Source organism: Pantoea sp. LMR881, assembly GCF_027157825.1.
Classification (GTDB): domain Bacteria; phylum Pseudomonadota; class Gammaproteobacteria; order Enterobacterales; family Enterobacteriaceae; genus Pantoea; species Pantoea haifensis.
Genome location: NZ_JAPVOK010000002.1, coordinates 2,923,807 through 2,942,860, shown reverse-complemented (window position 1 = coordinate 2,942,860; position 19,054 = coordinate 2,923,807). Strand labels below are relative to the sequence as shown.

The following is a 19,054-nucleotide window of genomic DNA, read 5'->3' as shown; positions in this document are numbered from 1 at the left end:
CTGAATCATTCAGGCTGCATCGCGGCGGCAAGCGCATCAGCCCGATAAACATAGATTCGGGTGAGTTTGCGCAGCCCGGCAACAGGCAGCGTGAAGGATGGCAGGGATCAGTGCGAACGCATACCCGCAGCCGTCATCATCATACGAAACAGTGATGCCACCACACCAAGTGCCAGCACGCTTGCGCCGTAGATGATCACCAGCCACATTATGCGTTTCCACCATGGAGCTTTCGTCTCATTGTGGCTTTTCATGCTGCTGACCTCGGTTTGCATATCAATGGTATCCTTCGTCTGCTTTGATTTTTCCGCGGAACACGTAGTAGCTCCAGAAGGTGTAGCCGAGGATCATTGGAATGATCAGCAAGCTACCCACCAGCATAAATGCCTGGCTTTGCGGCGGTGAAGCCGCCGCCCAAATGGAGACAGATGGCGGAATAATGTTTGGCCAGATGCTGATACCCAGGCCAGAGAAGCCAAGGAAAATCAGCGCCAGCGTTAGCAGGAAGGGTGAATAGTGCGCTTCGCGCTTGATGGCACGCACAATGCCCCATGAGCAGAGCAGTACCAGCACCGGAACCGGCAGGAACCAGAACAGGTTCGGACGGCTGAACCAACGCTCTGCGATATCAGCATGAGAGAATGGCGTCCACAAGCTGATAATGCCAACAATCGCTAACAGTGCAATAACCAGCGGTGTTGCCAGTGCTGACATTTTACGGTGCAGCTCGTTCTCGGTTTTCATGATTAACCAGGTACAACCGAGCAGAGCATACGCCACCACCAGACCCACGCCGCAGAACAGCGGGAACGGCGCCAGCCAGTCCATTGCGGAACCGGCAAAATGGCGTCCCTCAACCGGAATGCCATCCAGCATCGCACCGACGGCAACACCCTGGCTAAACGTCGCCAACACGGAACCGGCAATAAATGACTTATCCCAGAACGCCCGGTGCCCTTCCACTGCTTTGAAACGAAACTCAAAGGCCACGCCACGGAAGATCAACCCAATCAGCATAGCGGTCAGTGGAATAGCCAGCGCATCGGCAATCACCGAATAGGCCAGCGGGAACGCGCCATACAGCCCCGCTCCGCCCAGCACCAGCCAGGTTTCATTGCCGTCCCATACTGGCGCGACGGTGTTTACCATCATGTCGCGCTCGGTGACATCTTTATTAAACGGGAACAGCAGACCGATACCCAGATCAAAGCCATCCATCACAATGTACATCAGGGTAGCGAAGACGATAATCGCGAACCAGATAATAGAAAAATCGATCATCTTAGTGGTCTCCATCCTTAAACGTTGCTGCCGAGAGCGGACGCGCAGGGGTTTTCTTCTGACCTGGACCACCGTGCTCAGTAACATGACCTTCACCGGTAACGGGACCCTGTTTGATCAGACGCATCATGTAGTGATAACCGACGCCAAACACCGAGCAGTAAACCAGAATGAAGGCCAGCAGGCTGATACTCATATGCAAATCGCCATGTGCGGAGACAGCATCAATGGTGCGCTGCACGCCATACACTACCCACGGCTGACGGCCAATTTCAGTGGTAAACCATCCGGCCAGAATAGCGATCAAACCAGACGGCCCCATCAACAGCGCAAACCACAGGAACGGACGTGACTCATATAAGCGGCCCCGATAGCGCAGCCACAAACTGACCACACCCAGCGTAATCATCAGCAGGCCCATCGCCACCATCACGCGGAACGACCAGAAGATCACCGTTGAGTTAGGACGATCCTCTTTCGGGAACGATTTCAGCGCCGGAACCTGTTTATCCAGGCTGTGAGTCAGGATCAGGCTACCCAGATAAGGCACTTCCAGCGCATATTTGGTGCGCTCTTCATCCATATCCGGAATACCAAACAGGATCAGCGGTGTGGCTTCACCCGGCGGGTTTTCCCAGTGACCTTCAATGGCAGCGATTTTAGCCGGTTGGTGTTCCAGCGTGTTCAGACCGTGCGCATCACCAATCATGGCCTGAATCGGCGCCACAATCAGTGCCATCCACAGCGCCATAGAGAACATCTTACGAATCGCCGGATTGTTGTTACCTTTCAGCAAATGCCATGCCGCCGAGGAGCCCACAAAGAAGGCGCTGGCGAGGAACGCCGCGACCGACATATGGAACAGGCGATAGGGGAACGAAGGGTTAAAGACAATCTTGAACCAGTCTTCCGGCACCACAATCCCGTTCTGGATAATGTAGCCCTGCGGTGTATGCATCCAGCTGTTAGACGCCAGAATCCAGAAAGTGGAAATCAGGGTGCCCAGCGCAACCATGCAGGTGGCAAAGAAGTGCAGGCCAGGACCGACGCGGTTCCAGCCAAACAGCATCACACCCAGGAAGCCCGCTTCCAGGAAGAAGGCAGTCAGCACTTCATAGGTCAACAGCGGACCGGTGATACTGCCCGCAAACTGCGAGAAGCCACTCCAGTTAGTCCCGAACTGATACGCCATGACCAGCCCTGAAACCACGCCCATGCCAAAGTTAACGGCGAAGATTTTGGACCAGAAATGGTAGAGATCGCGGTAGGTTTGATTACGGGATTTCAGCCACATACCTTCAAGCACAGCCAGAAAACTGGCCAGGCCGATGGTGATGGCGGGAAAGATAATATGGAAGGAGACAGTAAATGCGAACTGTATCCTGGCCAGATGAAAGGCATCTAATCCAAACATTGCTTACCTCTTTGCCACATAGAACACCATATGTTTACTTATAATTAACAAGTTAAGCGCGGCATTAATATTTACGTTGCGCTTAATGAAATTTCCGCCACGAATTTAAAATCATTCGCGGCAGAGAAACAGAAACAAGCGGGGAGCAAAAACTATAACAGGATTTTTTGATTTCGATCATTGTTTTTGTCGGGAAATATTTAATTAAAAACAAGGCTCAAAAGTTAATTAGAGCGCCATTTTGTGACGCGAATGTTATAGTTTGTAGCAGCAAAAATGACTGCATCAATCAGCGTAGACTAAGGATAAAAAAGAGTCCAACCTGCTGTTTTTGCATGTCATTATGATAAAATCCCTGCTCAGACCAGGGCTTAAACAAGCAACTGACCCAGGCAATAACCTTATTTTTTAAGATGTTAGCGTTTATTTTATTTTTACTTGCCGCTTAGGTTAATTTTTGCAAAACAGAGAGAATTTATCCCTTTTATTGAAGCAAACAACACGCGGTAGTTCAGGCGCTTCCGGTTGGCAAATATTGTTAATAAATTTGGTTCATTTTTGGGAATCAATTAACACTCTGATTTCGTTGCGCCGTTATTTCGCAGAGAAACCTTTAAGCCGTGCGGAAATAGCCCAGCCAAAAACGTTTATAACCGATCAGGTTATTTTCACCTGCCGTTACGTTATTGGGCTTTAACGCTCTGCGTCACGCCTGTTGCCTCATCCTGAAAGCTGTGTTTTGTTATAGCGGCACCGCATCAATCATCTGGGTTAAGGAGTCGCTATGGCACGTCTGACAGCTCAAGATTTTCCGCAGGAACTGCTCGAACTTTACGATTACTACGCACACGGCAGGATCAGTAAGCGCGAATTTATTTCTATGGCCGGTAAGCTGGCGATTGGCGGCATGACCGGCGCGACGCTGCTGGGCCTGATGAGTCCGAATTACGCGCTCGCCACACAGGTTGAATTCACCGATCCCGATATCAAACCGGAATATATTCATTATCCCTCCCCGCAAGGTCATGGAGAGGTACGTGGCTATCTGGTGAAACCCGCTAATGCGCAAGGCAAGGTGCCTGCAGTGGTTGTCGTGCATGAGAACCGTGGGTTAAATCCCTATATTGAAGATGTGGCGCGCCGCGTGGCGAAAGCGGGTTACATCGCGCTGGCACCGGACGGCCTGAGTTCTCTGGGGGGCTATCCGGGCAATGATGAGGAAGGCAAAGAGATGCAGGCCAAAGTCGATCCGACCAAACTCATGAACGACTTTTTCGCCGCAGTGGATTTCCTGATGAAACATGAAGAGGGAACCGGGAAAGTTGGCATGACTGGATTTTGCTATGGCGGCGGCGTCTCGAATGCTGCGGCAGTCGCCTTCCCGGATCTGGCCTGCGCGGTACCCTTTTATGGTCGCCAGCCCAAAGCAGAAGATGTCCCCGCATTAAGGCACCGCTACTGCTGCATTACGCAGAGTTTGATAAGAATATCAACGCAGGCTGGCCCGCTTATGAAGCCGCGCTAAAGCAGAATGATAAAGTGTATGAAGCCTATATCTATCCCGGCGTTAATCATGGTTTCCACAATGATTCAACCCCGCGCTACGATAAAGCTGCCGCTGAACTGGCATGGAGCCGGACATTAGCCTGGTTTGAAAAGTATCTGCGCAATTAGCGTCTTTACGGGCTGATGCCCTCCCCTCGTCCTCTCCTGCCGGGAGAGGACAACGCTGTGCGCCAGGATAACTGAGCCAGCAGAAAATAGTCCCTTTCTCACTTCACCGCAAGTGCTGCTAATACTTTATGTCCTCACACAAGGCAAACTGCCGGGCGAAACGTTGCTTACGTTTCCTTTGGAAAAATTGTCTGAGCAACTATTTGTGCTGCAACACCATAACGTCAGCCATAAACATCCTGTTAGCGTTTCACACTATTAAGAGGCTTACATGTCAGATTTGTTTTCGTCTTTTACCCTGAAAGACGTCACTTTGCGTAACCGCATCGCTGTGCCGCCGATGTGCCAGTACAGCGCCGAAGAGGGTATGAGTAATCACTGGCATCGCGTACACTACAACAGCCTGGCACGAGGCGGCGCAGGTTTAGTGATTGTCGAAGCCACGGCCGTTTCACCTGAAGGCCGCATTACTCCCGGTTGTTTAGGTATCTGGGATGATGAGCAAGCCGCTGAGCTGGCGAAAATTGCCCGTGATATTAAAGCCGCAGGCGCAGTACCTGGCATTCAGATTGGTCATGCCGGTCGTAAAGCCAGCGCCAACAAGCCGTGGGAAGGTGACGATCATATCGCCGCAGGTGATGCCCGTGGCTGGGAAACCCTTTCTCCTTCAGCTATCGCATTTGGCAATAATTTGCCGCAGGTGCCCCAGGCGATGACGCTGGATGATATTGCCCGCGTGCGCAACGATTTCGTTCTGGCGGCTAAACGCGCCCGTGATGCTGGCTTTGAATGGCTGGAGCTTCACTTTGCCCACGGTTATCTGGCGCAGAGCTTCTTCTCTGTTCATGCCAATACGCGTACCGATCAGTATGGCGGCGATGCGGCAGGCCGTAGCCGTTTCCTGTCAGAAACCTTTGATGCCGTGCGTGATGTGTGGCCAGAAAACCTGCCGCTGACGGCGCGTTTTGGCGTGCTGGAATTTGACGGGCGGGATGAAGAGACGTTACAGGAATCAATCGCCCTTATTAAACAGTGGCGCGCGAAGGGTCTGGATTTACTCAGCGTGAGCATCGGTTTCTCCACGCCAGAGGCCAACATTCCATGGGGCCCCGCTTTCCTCGCACCCATTGCTGAAAGAGTACGTCGCGAAGCGGGTATCCCGGTTGCCTCAGCCTGGGGCATTGATTCGCCCGTTATCGCGAATCAGACCATTGAAAAAGGCGAGCTGGATTTGGTCATGGTGGGACGCGCCCACTTGAAAAATCCTAACTGGACTTATCAGGCTGCACTGGCACTGGATAAAACAGCGCCATCCTGGGTGCTGCCTGCGCCGTACGCACACTGGCTGGAACGTTATCGCGTGAGCGAAGCCTGACAGCAGAAACGCCTCTGCGGAGGCGTTTATTCAAAATCCCCGTTTCGTATGCCACGTTATGCACCAATTTCTGCGCCACAAAACTTGTCAGAATGTTAATAAACGCCTGATTTTGTCATTCAAAGTTGATTAATTTGTTTTAGTAAGAGATTCATCTGAAATGCGTTTTTTGTGAACAATCGCATATTTGGTTGATATGTCTGTAATTTATGCAAATTAGCCAATTAATAGGCAATTTTTATTACGTTCATAGGTAATCTGCATTGTTGTCTGGCTATGTGAGAAGGCTATAATTTGGTCTTTATGCAACCCGGACTGCTCAGGAGGCCGCTATTAATACTTATCGCCAGCAACTCAATGCCATTCAGGAAGTACGTGCAGGGGCGGAAGTTGAGTATCTATACGATCCCCATGAACTGAAACTGGATGGCATGCAAGATTCAGAACCGGAGCCCGAGCTGATTGAAGGCTTACCGGCTCCGGATGCGCTGACGCCTGCGGATCGCTATCTTGAACTGTTTGAACATGTTCAAATGTCGCACATTTTCGAGGATAGTAAAACATTCCCTGACTGTTCGCCTAAGTTCGATCCGCTTGATGTATTGATGCGTTATCGTCGTCAAAAACGCAGCCGTGATTTTGATCTGGCACGCTTTGTGGCCGATCATTTTTATCTGCCAACTGTCAACGAGAGCTTTTACGTTTCGAACCCTGATAAGTCCCTGAAAGAGCATATCGACGATCTGTGGCCGGTATTAACCAAAATGCCGCAACAGCATATGCCGCACTCTTCGCTGCTGCCGCTGCCAAAACCCTATGTGGTACCAGGCGGGCGCTTTGGCGAAACTTATTACTGGGATTCCTATTTTACTATGCTCGGCCTGGCAGAATCAGGACGAGACGATTTGCTGCGCCATATGGCAGATAACTTTGCCTGGCTGATCGACAATTACGGCCATATCCCTAACGGTAACCGTACCTATTATCTCAGCCGTTCGCAGCCGCCAGTGTTCGCATTGATGGTTGAGCTGTTTGAAGAAGATGGTGTGCGCGGAGCAAAACGCTATCTGGATCAGCTGATGAAAGAGTATCAGTTCTGGATGGATGGCGCGGGCGAACTGATGCCAAATCAGGCGTACCGCCACGTGGTACGTATGCCAAACGGTTCATTGTTGAATCGTTACTGGGACGATCGTGATACCCCGCGTGATGAGTCGTGGATTGAAGATGTCGAAACGGCACGCCAGTCTAAACGTCCGGCGAGCGAAGTTTATCGTGACCTGCGTGCAGGCGCGGCTTCTGGCTGGGATTACTCATCGCGCTGGTTGCGTAATCCAAAACGTCTGGCAAGCATTCGAACCACACAATTTATTCCGATCGATCTCAATGCGTTTCTTTATAAGCTTGAGTTAATGATCGCCACCCTTTCTCATGCTAAAGGCGAAGAGCTGACGGCACTGGCGTGGCAGAAAAAAGCGGAGGCGCGCAAACGTGCCATTACGCGTTACCTGTGGGACAGCACCGCTGGCGTTTTCCGCGATTATGACTGGCGTCGGGAACGCTTCGGTGCATTCACTGCGGCGGCGGTCGTTCCGTTATTTGTGGGTCTCGCGACACCGCATCAGGCACATCTGCAGGCGATTGCGCTGCGCCAGTTATTACTGACCAATGGCGGTTTGTTATCGTCCATGGTCGATAGTGGCGAACAGTGGGATGCACCAAACGGCTGGGCACCGATGCAATGGATGGCGGTTATTGGCTTGAATAACTACGGCGAAGATACGCTGGCCAGTGAAATTGCAGGCAACTGGCTGAACACCGTCAATAACTTTTACAAGGTGCATAACAAGCTGGTTGAGAAGTATGACATCAGCGGTGACCGTGCGCGTCCCGGCGGCGGGGGTGAATATCCGCTGCAGGATGGCTTTGGCTGGACCAACGGTGTTACGCGCCGACTGATGGCGATGTACGGTCATTTAATGGCGGATTAACCGTTAACTGCTTTACGGCAAAGCTTATGAGAAAACGGCGCTTAGCCGGTGACAAGCCCTCACTTATCATCATCGAAGGCTTGTCTACCTCATAAGGATGTCCATGTTATCTCTTAAAACCGTTCGCGGTGCCCTGTGGGTTGCCGCGCTGTTTTCCTTTCCCCTACACGCTGCAGAACAAAGCTTACGTATCGGCTATCAAAAATCATCGACGCTGCTGACGCTTATCAAGCAACGTGGCGAACTGGAAAAAACCCTTGCCAGCCAGGGCATCAAAGTAAGCTGGCATGAGTTTTCAAGCGGCTTGCCGCTGCTTGAGGCGCTGAATCTGAACAATGTCGATTTATCCGCTGACGTTGCGGATACTGTGCCGGTTTTCGCGCAGGCGGCAGACGCAAACCTCACCTACTTTGCACGAGAAACCCCGTCCCCCTATGCTCAGGCTATTTTGGTGCCCGCTGAATCTTCCGTTAAAAGCTTACAGGATTTGAAAGGCAAAAAAATTGCCGTTACAAAAGCGGCAGGGAGCCACTATTTATTGATTGCAGCCCTGAATAAGGCAGGATTGAAATTCAGCGATGTGTCGCCCGCCTGGTTAACGCCAGCAGATGGTCACGCTGCGCTGGAGAACGGTAGCGTAGCGGCGTGGGTCACGTGGGAACCTTATGTAACCAGCGCGAAAGTTGAACAGCATGCACGTGTGTTGACCAGCGGTAACGGCCTGGCGAGTTATCAACGCTACTATCTGGCGTCAACAGATTACGCTAAAGCGCATCCGGCAGTGTTAAACACGGTTTATCACGCGCTTGAGTCGCAGGCGGGCTGGCTGAAATCTCATCCTGTCGAGGCAGCAAAAATGCTTTCGCCACTCTGGGGAAAATTGCCCCTTTCAACCATTGAACGGGCTAATGCCCAGCGCAGTTATCAAATTGAACCCGTCACGATGGGTGACCTGAAGGAACAGCAAAAAATTGCCGATGCGTTTTATCAGGCGAAGCTGCTGCCAAAACCGATAGATGCCCAGGCGGTAAACACCTGGCAGCCCACTTCGCCTTGAGGAATTTGGCCGGGAATGAAGGGTTCATCCCGGCCTGTTGGGCCTATTTCTTCGCTTCAACGCCCGGTTCCGCTGAGCGCAACAGGAACTGCTGCGTTACATTCGGCAAGTGCTGATAAAGCCATTCAGCCATCGCAATCTCTTGCTCACGAATCTGCGTAAGGATTCGAACACCTTCAGCATCGCCTACCTGTTCGGCTGCGCCAATCAGGCTGGTATAGCTGGCAATTTCGAAGTTTTCAAACACATATCCGCTGATAGCGCCTTTCACCACCTCATCTGATGTGAACATGCCGCCTACTGCCTGACCAAACGCAGAGGCTTTACCCATCACATCCTTAAAGGATGAATTATCGATGCCATGGCGATCCAGCAACTCATTCAGCCAAACCTGTTGCTGTTTGGTTTCATCAATATGCTGCTTGATACGCGTTTCCAGCTCAGGATAGTGCTCAAGACGTCCAGCCATTTTAGACAACATGCTTTCAGCCTGCTGTTCCATGGCGTGAGCATCACGCAACCAGTCGTGATAGTTCTCTTCTGGGGTCATGTTATTACTCCTTTTTAAGAAGCCACAGTGATAGATTCAGCGACATCAGTCAGCTTCACATCCGTCTGTTTCTCTTCATTCAGGGTTTCTTCAAGCAACTCGGCAGCTTTGGTATAGCCAAGTTTCTTTGCCATCGCGCACAGGGTGCCGTAGGTGGCAATTTCGTAGTGCTCCACTTTCTGTGCTGCACCAATTAAACCCTGGTCGCGAACTTCGCCTTTTTCAACCGAATCGATAATTTCTTGCGCTTCTTCTACCAGTCCTTCAAGCGCATGGCATTTCATTCGTTTGAGTTTTAGTTCTGGCGTGGCCTCAATGAGTTCATCCAGTCGCTCAATTTGCCCGCGTGTTTCTTCGAGGTGTTGATTAAATGCAGCAATCAGGTTTTCATCGCTGGCGGCTCGCGCCATCTTCGGCAGTGCCCGCGTAATTTGCTTCTCGGCACTGTAAATATCAGACAGGTCATGAATAAAAAGATCTTTCAGCGTTTTAACCGTCATCGCTCTGGCCTCATTCATTGTTTATGCGTTAAGCATTAACGCAGCGTGTAGGACATAAGGTAAACCCTTTAAAACTTTAGCGGATTACTGGAGGGTTGCGAGGCGTTGCAGAGCGATTTATGAGCGAATACAGCGTGGCGGTTTAATTTTCCCTTTATTGACAAGCATTTAGCCATTCGAAAAGATTGTTCTCATTTTTTACTTATCAATAACCCCCTCGCTTAACCTGTACACTATTTAAGCCAGTGTATAACAATGCGAAATTAATAGAGGAATTAAGATCCACTCTTTGCCCCTTAAATATGTACAAAATCTATGTTACTTGTACAATTTCATTGACCAAAAATAAAAAAACCGGAAAGATAAATCTATTCCGGCTTTAATTAGGATGGCTACGCTTACGATTAAACGTAGCTATGATTGATCATTGGCTTTTATCAAAGAGGAAGTAAAAGATTGTGACAAAACTGCCCATGTCTAACGTAACTATCTGTTAAATCAGTATTAATTACAATCAGCTACGGCGACTGATTTTACCTCCCTTACGTCCAGCTTCAATAGCGCGCTCGGGATCGTTCTTAAAATTGCCGCCACTTTTTTGGCCGCCTTTACGTCCCGCCTCTGCCGCTCGTTCTTTATCTGCAGCAAAATTTCCAGCACCGCCACGATATTGAGTCATCCTGTTTCCCTCATGAGAATTAATAACAAAATCATCACAGACAATATGCCATAAGCCTGATGACACTAGATAAATGTAGCCGTAAAAATGATGTAATCAAGGTGGCCGGTAAACAATGATCCGAATAATTTTGGTTAAATTACTTTCATGGCCTAACGATCAATAGTTTAGGCGTGAAATCATCCTGTCATGTGATTTTGCACAAAAACCCTGTCGGGCTTTTTGTGTTCACCTACAGATTTCGCCACATATTAATCGATCTTTTTAATGAAAAGTCCACTATTAATAAATATAAGCGAAGCGCAAAACCAGGCTTATTTATTGCAGATTTTATATAATTTGATTAACAAATGATCGATTTAACCAAGCGAAACGACAGGTGAATTTCATCATTTATTACGGGGTTTTGAGAATAAGCGAAGCGGCAAACAGAGAGATATATAAATAAAAAATAACCTATCTGATCAATATTTCACCAATTATTCTTAATCAGGTATTAATTAACTTAACGCTACTACAAAACTTTTGTTGAAATAAACGAAGCGGCAAGCAGAAATAAAAATAACCTTTTCTGGATTTTTTTAAGACTAATGCCCAGGCGATAATTTTTTATCTAAGCTGAACTCGTTTGTTCAGAACGTTGCAAAAACGGATAAAGTAAAAAATGCGCAAAATGCGGGCGTTGAAAAGGTGAAGTGTGGCGGAGAAAACCACCGTGGGTGACTGAAGCAAGGAAAGAGAAAGTTCTGTGCTCAGGCGTTGAAGTTAATCGGCTGTTCCCGTGTTTGGTAACAACACATTTGATGTCACCGTCGGCTGTTCGTGTTTAACTGGCGTTGTAAACAGTGGCGTTACGTGCTCGCCAAGCGCCACACCACGTTTGCCGTTCTTCTTAATGCGGTACATTGCTTCGTCAGCCCGTGCTAACGCAATGTCAAAACTGTCTTCGTCTTCAACCTGCGCGACGCCAATCGATGCCCCAATATTCGCGTTTCCGTTATCAACATCAAACGGCCTGAGTGCAGCATCCAGACACGCCTGGGCTATTGTGCTGACGAGTGGATTGTTAAGAAAATAGGGCATGAGTAAGACAAATTCATCACCGCCTAAGCGCCCAATCATCACTTCTGGTGAACATGCCTCGATCAACCGCTGGCTGAGTTGAATTAACACCGCATCGCCACTGCGATGGCCTAAGGTGTCGTTAACGTGTTTGAAATTATCTAAATCGATAAACGCGATACATAATGCGTCTTGCGCTTTAAGTTCGCGAAACTGCTTTTGCAGGGCATGGCGATTGTTCAAGAGGGTGAGCGGATCGTGCATTGCCAGCGTTGAGAGCTGTTCTTCGTACTGCTTCTCTTTGGTCATGTCGATATGAGTGCCCGTCACTTTAACCGGACGCCCTGCTTCATCCCATTCACTGACGCGACCGCGGTCAAGCACCCAGGTGATTTTATTGTTTTTACCGATCATGCGATGTAACGCCTCATAATAAGGCGCTCTTCCTTCGATATGATCGTAAAACGCTTTCAGCACTTCTGCGGCATCATCGGGATGAAGGCTTCCTTTCCATGACTCAAAATTGGCATCCGTTTCTTTAGGCTGAAAACCAAGCATTGCCCCCAACGCCGGTTGAAAATCACTAACTTGCCGCTGGGAATATGCAACTGCCACAGACACAGACCTGTTCCATCCAACGCCGCACTCAGCTTATTACGGGCGTCGTGCGCTATACGCTTCAATCGCGCATTGTGCTTTTTCAGATTTTGGATCTGCTGACGTAGCGATTCTTCAGACATAGCAACACGATTGAGTTGAAAAGTGTATTTTGCCTGCCCGATTAAGGCTGTAAAGAGCACGCTATAAAACGCGATTAGTCACGGGCAATTGGAGAGCTGACAGGATATTAAGCGGTAACCACCGAGTGTTTCAGCACAGAGAAAGGTAAAGCGGTTTGGCTTTACTTTTTTTGGCTCGGTTTGCGCAGATAAACTGGCTGTAACGGCAGACCGCTTTGAAAAATAAAAGAAGATGAGTAGCAAAAACCCGCCATAAGGCGGGTTCTTTAATTTGGTGCCCGAACCCGGACAAAAATGCCGGGAGCATTTTTGCCTAGCGCGCCTGCCGCGCTAACCCAAAGGGCGAGCCACAGGGAGGTGGCGAGTGTACCGAACATCACTTTATTCCTGTCTTTTAAATCAAAAATTTATGCCCGTTAACATTACTGATAAGCAAATCGCATGAGGCATAAAGCTTACGGGCCAGCATCGACATATCCGATACTTTAAGGACAATAGCAGTTTTGCTAAACATTATAACTTTTTGTTTTTAATTTACTTATAGTTAATATCATACGCTATAACTTCAAATGTCATGAAAAATACAGGCATTTTTTGTGAGTGTGGTTGATCGTCATAAGTGATATTCAAATAATATATTCCATAAAACGATGATGAATAAATATATCACGCAGAAGAAAAAACTAATCCTCAATTCTGAAGCAATCGATCGGACTGGTTATGGTCGGACGTAGATTTATAAACTGATTAAAAATAATAGTTTCCCAATACCTGTTAAATTCGGCGAAAGAACTATCGCATTTGTAGAATGAGAAGTTGACGCCTGGATTGATAAAAATATTTTTTCTTCACGTAATGAGGCAGCTAAATCCTATTACAACCTTTTATATAATCTGACGAGATTATACCCTCTTAAGTATGACACTTATCAAAATCGCACACAGAGCGTTTTAAGGCTACATATGGAAAACTTACATAATAAACAATAACAAAAATCACCAATGTGGTTTTTGTTATTATTGCAATGCTAAATACCCCCTGTAATATGCGACTGAACTGATTTGCGTTGCGGCCATTTTTTCTGCAACTTATTTCCGCTTCAAACCCAATCATCTTAAATTAAAAGTAAGTTTTCTTTTCCCTGCTGTCTCTCTTTCATATTCTTCACGACTAGTTCCATAACATTTAATTACTGTTGAACGTGATAAGCCTGCCTGTTTTGCTAAGTCTTTAGCTTTTATCTTCTTTCCATTAATAATCATAGTAGTGTCTCCAGTGCTTTTCTGATTTAGTTTTTGTGTTGCTTTTTTTTCGCTCCTGCTGATTAAGTCTCGGAAAATAGTGTTCTATTTGGCCTCTAAAGCTCGAAGTGAAACTCCATTATATATTTTCAGTAGTTTGCTCCGATAACGAAAATAGTATTTGGAATGAAAATATAAAAAGTCAAACTGAACCAGTAATGCAACAAACTAAATGTTAGCTATTTCCCTTGATCGCTCAATAAATAACCTATAGCATATACTCACATAAAGAGTAAGGATATAAGGCAGTTTATGGCATTACAGGGAAAGATGATTTTGAACGGTGCTGATTATGCGCCTTTCAATCTGTATGGCGTTGGTGTGTTTATGGCTTTTTCTGGTAATGGTATTTACCGAAACAAGGGGGCCTGCGGTGCTATTAAAGGTGATGGACCATTACCACCGGGCAAATATTGGATTGTTGAGCGGGGTTCTGGAGGATTCTTCTCAAAAAGAAAAGCGGAAATTCAGGACACCTGGAACAAAATTCGTCACGGAGCAGCGTTTGGTCGTGATGAATGGTTCGCCTTATACAAGGATGATTGGGGTATTGATGATGGCACGTGGATAGAGGGTGTTTATCGTGGATTATTTAGACTACATCCGGGAACTGTATCCGAAGGATGTATAACTATTGCGCACAACTCAGATTATGCACTAATTAGGAATGCACTGCTTAATACGGCTCCGATGCAAGTGCCTTGCATGCGTTCCCTTATGGCTCAGGGGTGGGTTGAGGTGGTAGCCAATGGCTCAAACACTTGCACGTAGGGCTGCAAAAACGATATTTTTTTTTATATTATTATGCTTGCTGTAGCTCGGATTCTTGGCAATCCTGAAATTTATATTAATCACACCTTTGCAAGTAAATTAGCTCTGTTTATTAGTGGCGATGTGAATGCAGAGTCGATTTATGACGCTTATTTTTACATTGATGTTATCTCTGTGTTAATAATTACCACAGGGATATATACAATAGCAGTGAAAATTTTTAATAAAATAAGGAAAATATAGTATGCCAATCCCTCCGTATATGTGGCTAAAAGATGACGGTGGTGCAGATATTAAAGGATCTGTAGATATTCAAGACCGTGAAGGTAGTGTAGAGATTATAGGGTTGAGTCACGGCATTAATTTACCAGTAGATAATGCTAATGGTAAGATTACAGGAACTCGTCAGCATTCTTCTATGATGATTGAAAAGGAAGTTGATAGTTCGACCCCTTATCTTTATAAGGCCGCTGCTACAGGTCAGACACTGAAAAGCGCGGAAATAAAATTCTATCACATTAGCGATGCAGGACAAGAGGTTTGTTATTATACCGTGTTAATGGAAAACGTAAAAATTACGGGTGTTAACTGTGGCGTGCCTAATGTTAAATTAGCTGGCAATGATAAAATGAATCACATTGAAAGCGTCAGCTTACAGTATGAAAAAAATAACCTGGCGAATTGTGGATGGCAACATCCAATATACTGATGCATGGAACGAACGAGCAACAGCTTAAGACGCTATAGTGAACAGAAGCAGAAGGAGCCTTTCTTTCCTGCTGCTGGTTTTACATTTCCACGCCGTTTTCCATACAGATAAACAGCTATTAATAACGTGTAAATTCTTTCCTCTCACTTTTAATTGATAAAATGATCGATTGTAGACATTTGATAGCTTGCGGCTGTTAATAAGCGACGATCGATCGTTTTTAATTGTTTGTATCGACCGATCTGTTGTTTGCGATAGCCTTACCTGGCATCTGTTTTTTTCGAGCGGTACAACGATATGACGCTGCAAAAAAATCAATTCTGGCAGGTGATTACAGGCCAAAAGGAAGTCTGTGGATGACCAGTAAGGAAAAGGTATGCGTAAACTTATATTAGCGGCAGGTCTTGCCGTCCTGCTATCTGGGTGTGGTGATGATGGAGTCCATAAGGCGGGTTCTTTAATTTGGTGCCCGAACCCGGACAAAAATGCCGGGAGCATTTTTGCATAGCGCGCCTGCCGCGCTAACCCAAAGGGCGAGCCACAGGGAGGTGGCGAGTGCATCGAACCTTCGAGGACGGGTTCGGCTCGCTAAAAGCAAAAACCCGCCATAAGGCGGGTTCTTTAATTTGGTGCCCGAACCCGGACAAAAATGCCGGGAGCATTTTTGCATAGCGCGCCTGCCGCGCTAACCCAAAGGGCGAGCCACAGGGAGGTGGCGAGTGCACCGAACCTTCGAGGACGGGTTCGGCTCGCTAAAGCAAAAACCCAGCCATAAGGCTGGGTTCTTTAATCTGGTGCCCGAACCCGGACAAAAATGCCGGGAGCATTTTTGCATAGCGCGCCTGCCGCGCTAACCCAAAGGGCGAGCCACAGGGAGGTGGCGAGTGCACCGAACCTTCGAGGACGGGTTCGGCTCGCTAAAAGCAAAAACCCGCCATAAGGCGGGTTCTTTAATTTGGTGCCCGAACCCGGAATCGAACCAGGGACACGGGGATTTTCAATCCCCTGCTCTACCGACTGAGCTATTCGGGCAACGGGGCGCATTAAACCTTAACTGCCTCATATCGTCAAACGCTTTTCACAAAAATGAAATCGACTGACGTCTTTTCCATCAACTACCAGAACAGGTAGTAATAATTTGTTTAAAACAGTCGACAGTCGCTGGATTTTTGAACGCCCCCGCCGATAACGCTCAGGAAGACTAACACTAATAAAAAGGTTCGCCATGTTTTCCACTATTACATCAGGAATCGTTTCTCGCCTTACCTGGCAGAAACGTAATCATTCATCTGCAACACTCCACTCCCTTAAAGATTCGATCGCCATGATCGAGTTCTCTCCTGAGGGCACCATCCTTAACGCCAACGCACTGTTCCTTGAACGCATGGGCTATACGCTGGATGAAATCGAAGGTCAGCATCACAGCCTGTTTTGCACGCCCGATCTTATTCAGTCGCCTCACTATCGCGATTTCTGGCAGCGTTTAAACAGAGGCGAAAGCTTTAGCGCAAAATTTTTACGTGTGGCAAAACACAGTCGTCCGGTGTGGCTCGAAGCCAACTATGTGCCGGTACAAGACCGCAGCGGCCGGGTATTTAAGATCGTTAAGCTGGCTAATGACATCACAGAGCACATTGTTGATGCGCAGGAGCAGCGCGCAATGACCACGGCGATTGAGCGTTCAATGGCAGTGGTTGCCTTTAACCTGAAAGGTGAAGTGCTCAAAGCCAATGCAAATTTTCTGAAAACCATGGGCTACCGCAGCGATGAAATTAGCGGCTTACACCACAGCACCTTCTGTTCAGAAGAAGTGCGAAACAGCCAGGAATACAGAACGTTTTGGCAGAAACTCAATCGCGGCGAATTTATTTCCGGCCAGTTCCGCGCGCGTCAATAAACAGGGTCAAACCATCTGGTTGCGCGCCACTTATAACCCGGTGTTTGATGACCACGGCAAACTCTATAAAGTGGTGAAATTCGCTACTGATGTCACCGCCCAGGTGGAAAAAAATCACCAGGAGCGTCAGGCTGCCCAGCAGGCGTATCAAACCGCGCTGCAAACCAGTGAAAGCACAAAACTCGGTGCCGATGTGATCGCGAACAGCGTAAAGACCATGAATGAACTGGCGGTAGAGCTACACGCGATTTCTGACGACATTGCTGGCCTGAGCGAATCATCTGATCGCATCGGCTTTATTGTCGAGAGCATCCGCCGTATCGCCGATCAAACCAATTTACTGGCGCTGAATGCGGCGATTGAAGCGGCACGCGCCGGGACTCATGGTCGCAGCTTTGCGGTTGTGGCGAATGAGGTTCGCACACTGGCGGCTAACATCAATCGTGCCACCTCAGAGATTGAAGATCGCGTAGAACAAAATCATCAGCTGGCGAATAAGGCGTTAAAAGGCATTGAATCAAACCTGAAGCGTGCCGATCAGGGGTTGTTCTGGCGCAGGAAGCGGGCGGAATGATTGCCGATATTCGTAGCAGTTCTACCGAAGTGGTACAGGCGATCAGCCATGTTACCGAAACTCTAAAAGCGTAGTGATTTTTGCCGGCTGGATAGCCGGCTTTTACCTTTTCATTTTACTTAAGTCACGATAATTACACTCTTTTTCGCCCTGCCCGTTATTGACATAAAACTGTCATCACAAACTTTTAATCTAGGATTATTCTTAGCCAACCATGAGCAGCATCATGCAGCTGCCCGAAAGTTATAGCGGGATCTCCGCCTCCAGTCGCTACAGTGCACGGGTTTTGTGTATTGATGTGCCTTTTGCAACACCCAATACCGACAATCAAACGGTAATGGCGTTGTTCACTGAGCATAAAGATCTTATTGGTCTGCCGGTTGTCGAAGAAGGTAAGCCCTTTGGCATGATCAACCGCCACATATTTCTGTCGCAGATGGCGCGTCCCTTTTTTCGCGAATTGTATGACCGTAAAAGCTGTATCGCGTTTATGGATAAATTTCCGCTGGTTATTGAAGTGGAGACTTCCCTGGAAAACGTGGCGCAGCAGGTGGTCGAAAATGGCGACAAGTCCGTGGCAGACGGGTTTATCCTGACTGAACAAGGGCGCTATGTCGGCATTGGTTTAGGTGTCGATCTGATCCGCCGCGTCTCTGATTTGCAGGCACAGCAGCATCAACAGATTTTACAAAGCATTGAGTATGCAAGGGTTATTCAGGATGCCATGCTTGATCGCTCTAACCAGTTAATGGCGCGTGAATTGCGCGACTGGTGTTTACACTGGCAACCGCGTGATGGTGTTGGTGGCGATTATTATGCTTTCCATCGTCACCCGCACGGCTGGCTGGCTGTCATCGCCGATTGTACCGGGCATGGCATTCCAGGCGCATTTATGACGGTAATATTGCAGTCGGCGCTCGAATACGCGCTGCGCGAAGCTGACATCCAGGCACCGGCAACGATTCTTAATGCGCTCAATCGCCACATTAAACAGACGCTGGGCCAGCTTAATGCCTCTCAACAAACCTCCCTGTCAAATGATGGCTGTGACGCTATCGTGCTGTCAGTAAACACTGAACTGCACCAGTTACGCTGGGCCAGCGCCCGCACGCTGGCTTTCATGCTGGGCAACGTGAGCGATGAAATCATTTCGCTGAGCCAGGATCGGGTGGGCGTCGGTTATACCGACACGCCGGAAGGTTACAGCTGGCCGGAACAGGTTATCCCGCTCAGCCGCGGCGATATGCTTTTTATTCTTACCGACGGCGTGACCGATCAACTCGGCGGTGAACGCAACATTATGTTTGGTAAAAAACGCATTCAGGCATGTTTAACGCGTTACCAAAACCTGTCGATGCCTGCCCTTTCACTGGCATTTCAACAGGATTATTTAAGCTGGCAAGGTCACCAGGCTCGACGCGATGATGTCACCTGGTTTGGCTTCCGCTATTAATTGCACCGGGACAATAATGAACAACG

Annotated in this window: 14 protein-coding genes, 1 tRNA gene and 4 pseudogenes; 10 read left to right on the top strand and 9 right to left on the bottom strand. The window is 48.0% G+C overall.

The annotated features are described in order from the left end of the window. Window positions 1-107 precede the first annotated feature (107 nt). Genes O3W44_RS15685 through O3W44_RS15675 form a run of 3 tightly spaced genes read right to left on the bottom strand, consistent with a single transcriptional unit; the run spans window position 108 to window position 2,695 of the window. The gene (locus tag O3W44_RS15685) at window positions 108-275 is read right to left on the bottom strand and encodes a DUF2474 domain-containing protein (protein WP_269293778.1); all 168 of its coding nucleotides are present in this window, start codon (window positions 273-275) and stop codon (window positions 108-110) included. 1 nt (window position 276) lies between these two features. Next, entirely contained in the window at window positions 277-1,281 is a 1,005-nt protein-coding gene (gene cydB / locus O3W44_RS15680) for a cytochrome d ubiquinol oxidase subunit II (RefSeq protein WP_269293777.1), read from the bottom strand. A 1-nt stretch (window position 1,282) separates the two neighbouring features. Next, window positions 1,283-2,695 (bottom strand): cytochrome ubiquinol oxidase subunit I, encoded by a 1,413-nt coding sequence (locus O3W44_RS15675; protein ID WP_269293776.1) that lies wholly within the window; start codon window positions 2,693-2,695, stop codon window positions 1,283-1,285. Between the two features lie 784 nt (window positions 2,696-3,479). Here O3W44_RS15675 and yghX point away from each other — a divergent pair. From yghX to O3W44_RS15655, 4 genes and pseudogenes are all read left to right on the top strand, one after another. Continuing rightward, window positions 3,480-4,369, top strand: a pseudogene (yghX, locus tag O3W44_RS15670) (YghX family hydrolase). A 271-nt stretch (window positions 4,370-4,640) separates the two neighbouring features. Next, window positions 4,641-5,744: an NADH:flavin oxidoreductase/NADH oxidase gene (locus O3W44_RS15665; RefSeq protein ID WP_269293775.1), complete on the top strand. Its 1,104-nt coding sequence runs from the start codon at window positions 4,641-4,643 to the stop codon at window positions 5,742-5,744. Between the two features lie 332 nt (window positions 5,745-6,076). After that, complete coding sequence (locus O3W44_RS15660) at window positions 6,077-7,735, top strand: alpha,alpha-trehalase (protein WP_269294456.1); 1,659 nt, start codon at window positions 6,077-6,079, stop codon at window positions 7,733-7,735. Between the two features lie 103 nt (window positions 7,736-7,838). Then, window positions 7,839-8,792 carry an aliphatic sulfonate ABC transporter substrate-binding protein gene (locus tag O3W44_RS15655; RefSeq protein ID WP_269293774.1) on the top strand — a complete coding sequence of 318 codons (954 nt, stop codon included), beginning with the start codon at window positions 7,839-7,841 and terminating at the stop codon, window positions 8,790-8,792. 43 nt (window positions 8,793-8,835) lie between these two features. Here the strand turns inward: O3W44_RS15655 and O3W44_RS15650 are convergent, their stop codons facing one another. The 4 genes and pseudogenes from O3W44_RS15650 to O3W44_RS15635 form a co-directional block, all read right to left on the bottom strand. After that, entirely contained in the window at window positions 8,836-9,342 is a 507-nt protein-coding gene (locus tag O3W44_RS15650; protein WP_269293773.1) for a ferritin-like domain-containing protein, read from the bottom strand. Window positions 9,343-9,356: 14 nt separating this feature from the next. Continuing rightward, window positions 9,357-9,842, bottom strand: a complete 486-nt coding sequence (locus O3W44_RS15645; protein ID WP_269293772.1) for a YciE/YciF ferroxidase family protein — start codon at window positions 9,840-9,842, stop codon at window positions 9,357-9,359. A 514-nt stretch (window positions 9,843-10,356) separates the two neighbouring features. Further along, a complete protein-coding gene (locus O3W44_RS15640; protein WP_215845624.1) occupies window positions 10,357-10,521 on the bottom strand; it encodes a general stress protein in 165 nt (54 codons plus the stop codon). Between the two features lie 864 nt (window positions 10,522-11,385). Beyond that, a pseudogene (locus O3W44_RS15635) lies at window positions 11,386-12,323 on the bottom strand (diguanylate cyclase domain-containing protein); the annotation flags it as partial. A 734-nt stretch (window positions 12,324-13,057) separates the two neighbouring features. On the opposite strand from O3W44_RS15635, the gene O3W44_RS25000 reads away from it, so the two are divergent. Then, window positions 13,058-13,135 (top strand): helix-turn-helix transcriptional regulator, encoded by a 78-nt coding sequence (locus O3W44_RS25000; protein WP_442954670.1) that lies wholly within the window; start codon window positions 13,058-13,060, stop codon window positions 13,133-13,135. A gap of 297 nt (window positions 13,136-13,432) precedes the next feature. Here O3W44_RS25000 and O3W44_RS15625 read toward each other — a convergent pair whose 3' ends face one another. Then, entirely contained in the window at window positions 13,433-13,585 is a 153-nt protein-coding gene (locus O3W44_RS15625) for a hypothetical protein (RefSeq protein WP_269293771.1), read from the bottom strand. Between the two features lie 291 nt (window positions 13,586-13,876). Here O3W44_RS15625 and O3W44_RS15620 point away from each other — a divergent pair, with 291 nt between their 5' ends. The 3 genes and pseudogenes from O3W44_RS15620 (at window position 13,877) to O3W44_RS24995 (ending at window position 15,612) form a co-directional block, all read left to right on the top strand. Then, the gene (locus O3W44_RS15620) at window positions 13,877-14,395 is read left to right on the top strand and encodes a DUF2778 domain-containing protein (protein ID WP_269293770.1); all 519 of its coding nucleotides are present in this window, start codon (window positions 13,877-13,879) and stop codon (window positions 14,393-14,395) included. A gap of 244 nt (window positions 14,396-14,639) precedes the next feature. Further along, window positions 14,640-15,132: pseudogene (locus O3W44_RS15615) on the top strand (Hcp family type VI secretion system effector). 348 nt (window positions 15,133-15,480) lie between these two features. Then, on the top strand, window positions 15,481-15,612 hold the full coding sequence (locus tag O3W44_RS24995; protein WP_442954642.1) for a lipoprotein: 132 nt from the start codon (window positions 15,481-15,483) through the stop codon (window positions 15,610-15,612). 448 nt (window positions 15,613-16,060) lie between these two features. Here O3W44_RS24995 and O3W44_RS15610 read toward each other — a convergent pair. Beyond that, a tRNA-Phe gene (locus O3W44_RS15610) sits at window positions 16,061-16,136 on the bottom strand. 193 nt (window positions 16,137-16,329) lie between these two features. Here O3W44_RS15610 and O3W44_RS15605 point away from each other — a divergent pair. Beyond that, window positions 16,330-17,649: pseudogene (locus O3W44_RS15605) on the top strand (methyl-accepting chemotaxis protein). Window positions 17,650-17,801: 152 nt separating this feature from the next. After that, window positions 17,802-19,028 (top strand): SpoIIE family protein phosphatase, encoded by a 1,227-nt coding sequence (locus O3W44_RS15600; RefSeq protein WP_269293769.1) that lies wholly within the window; start codon window positions 17,802-17,804, stop codon window positions 19,026-19,028. Window positions 19,029-19,054: the final 26 nt, after the last annotated feature.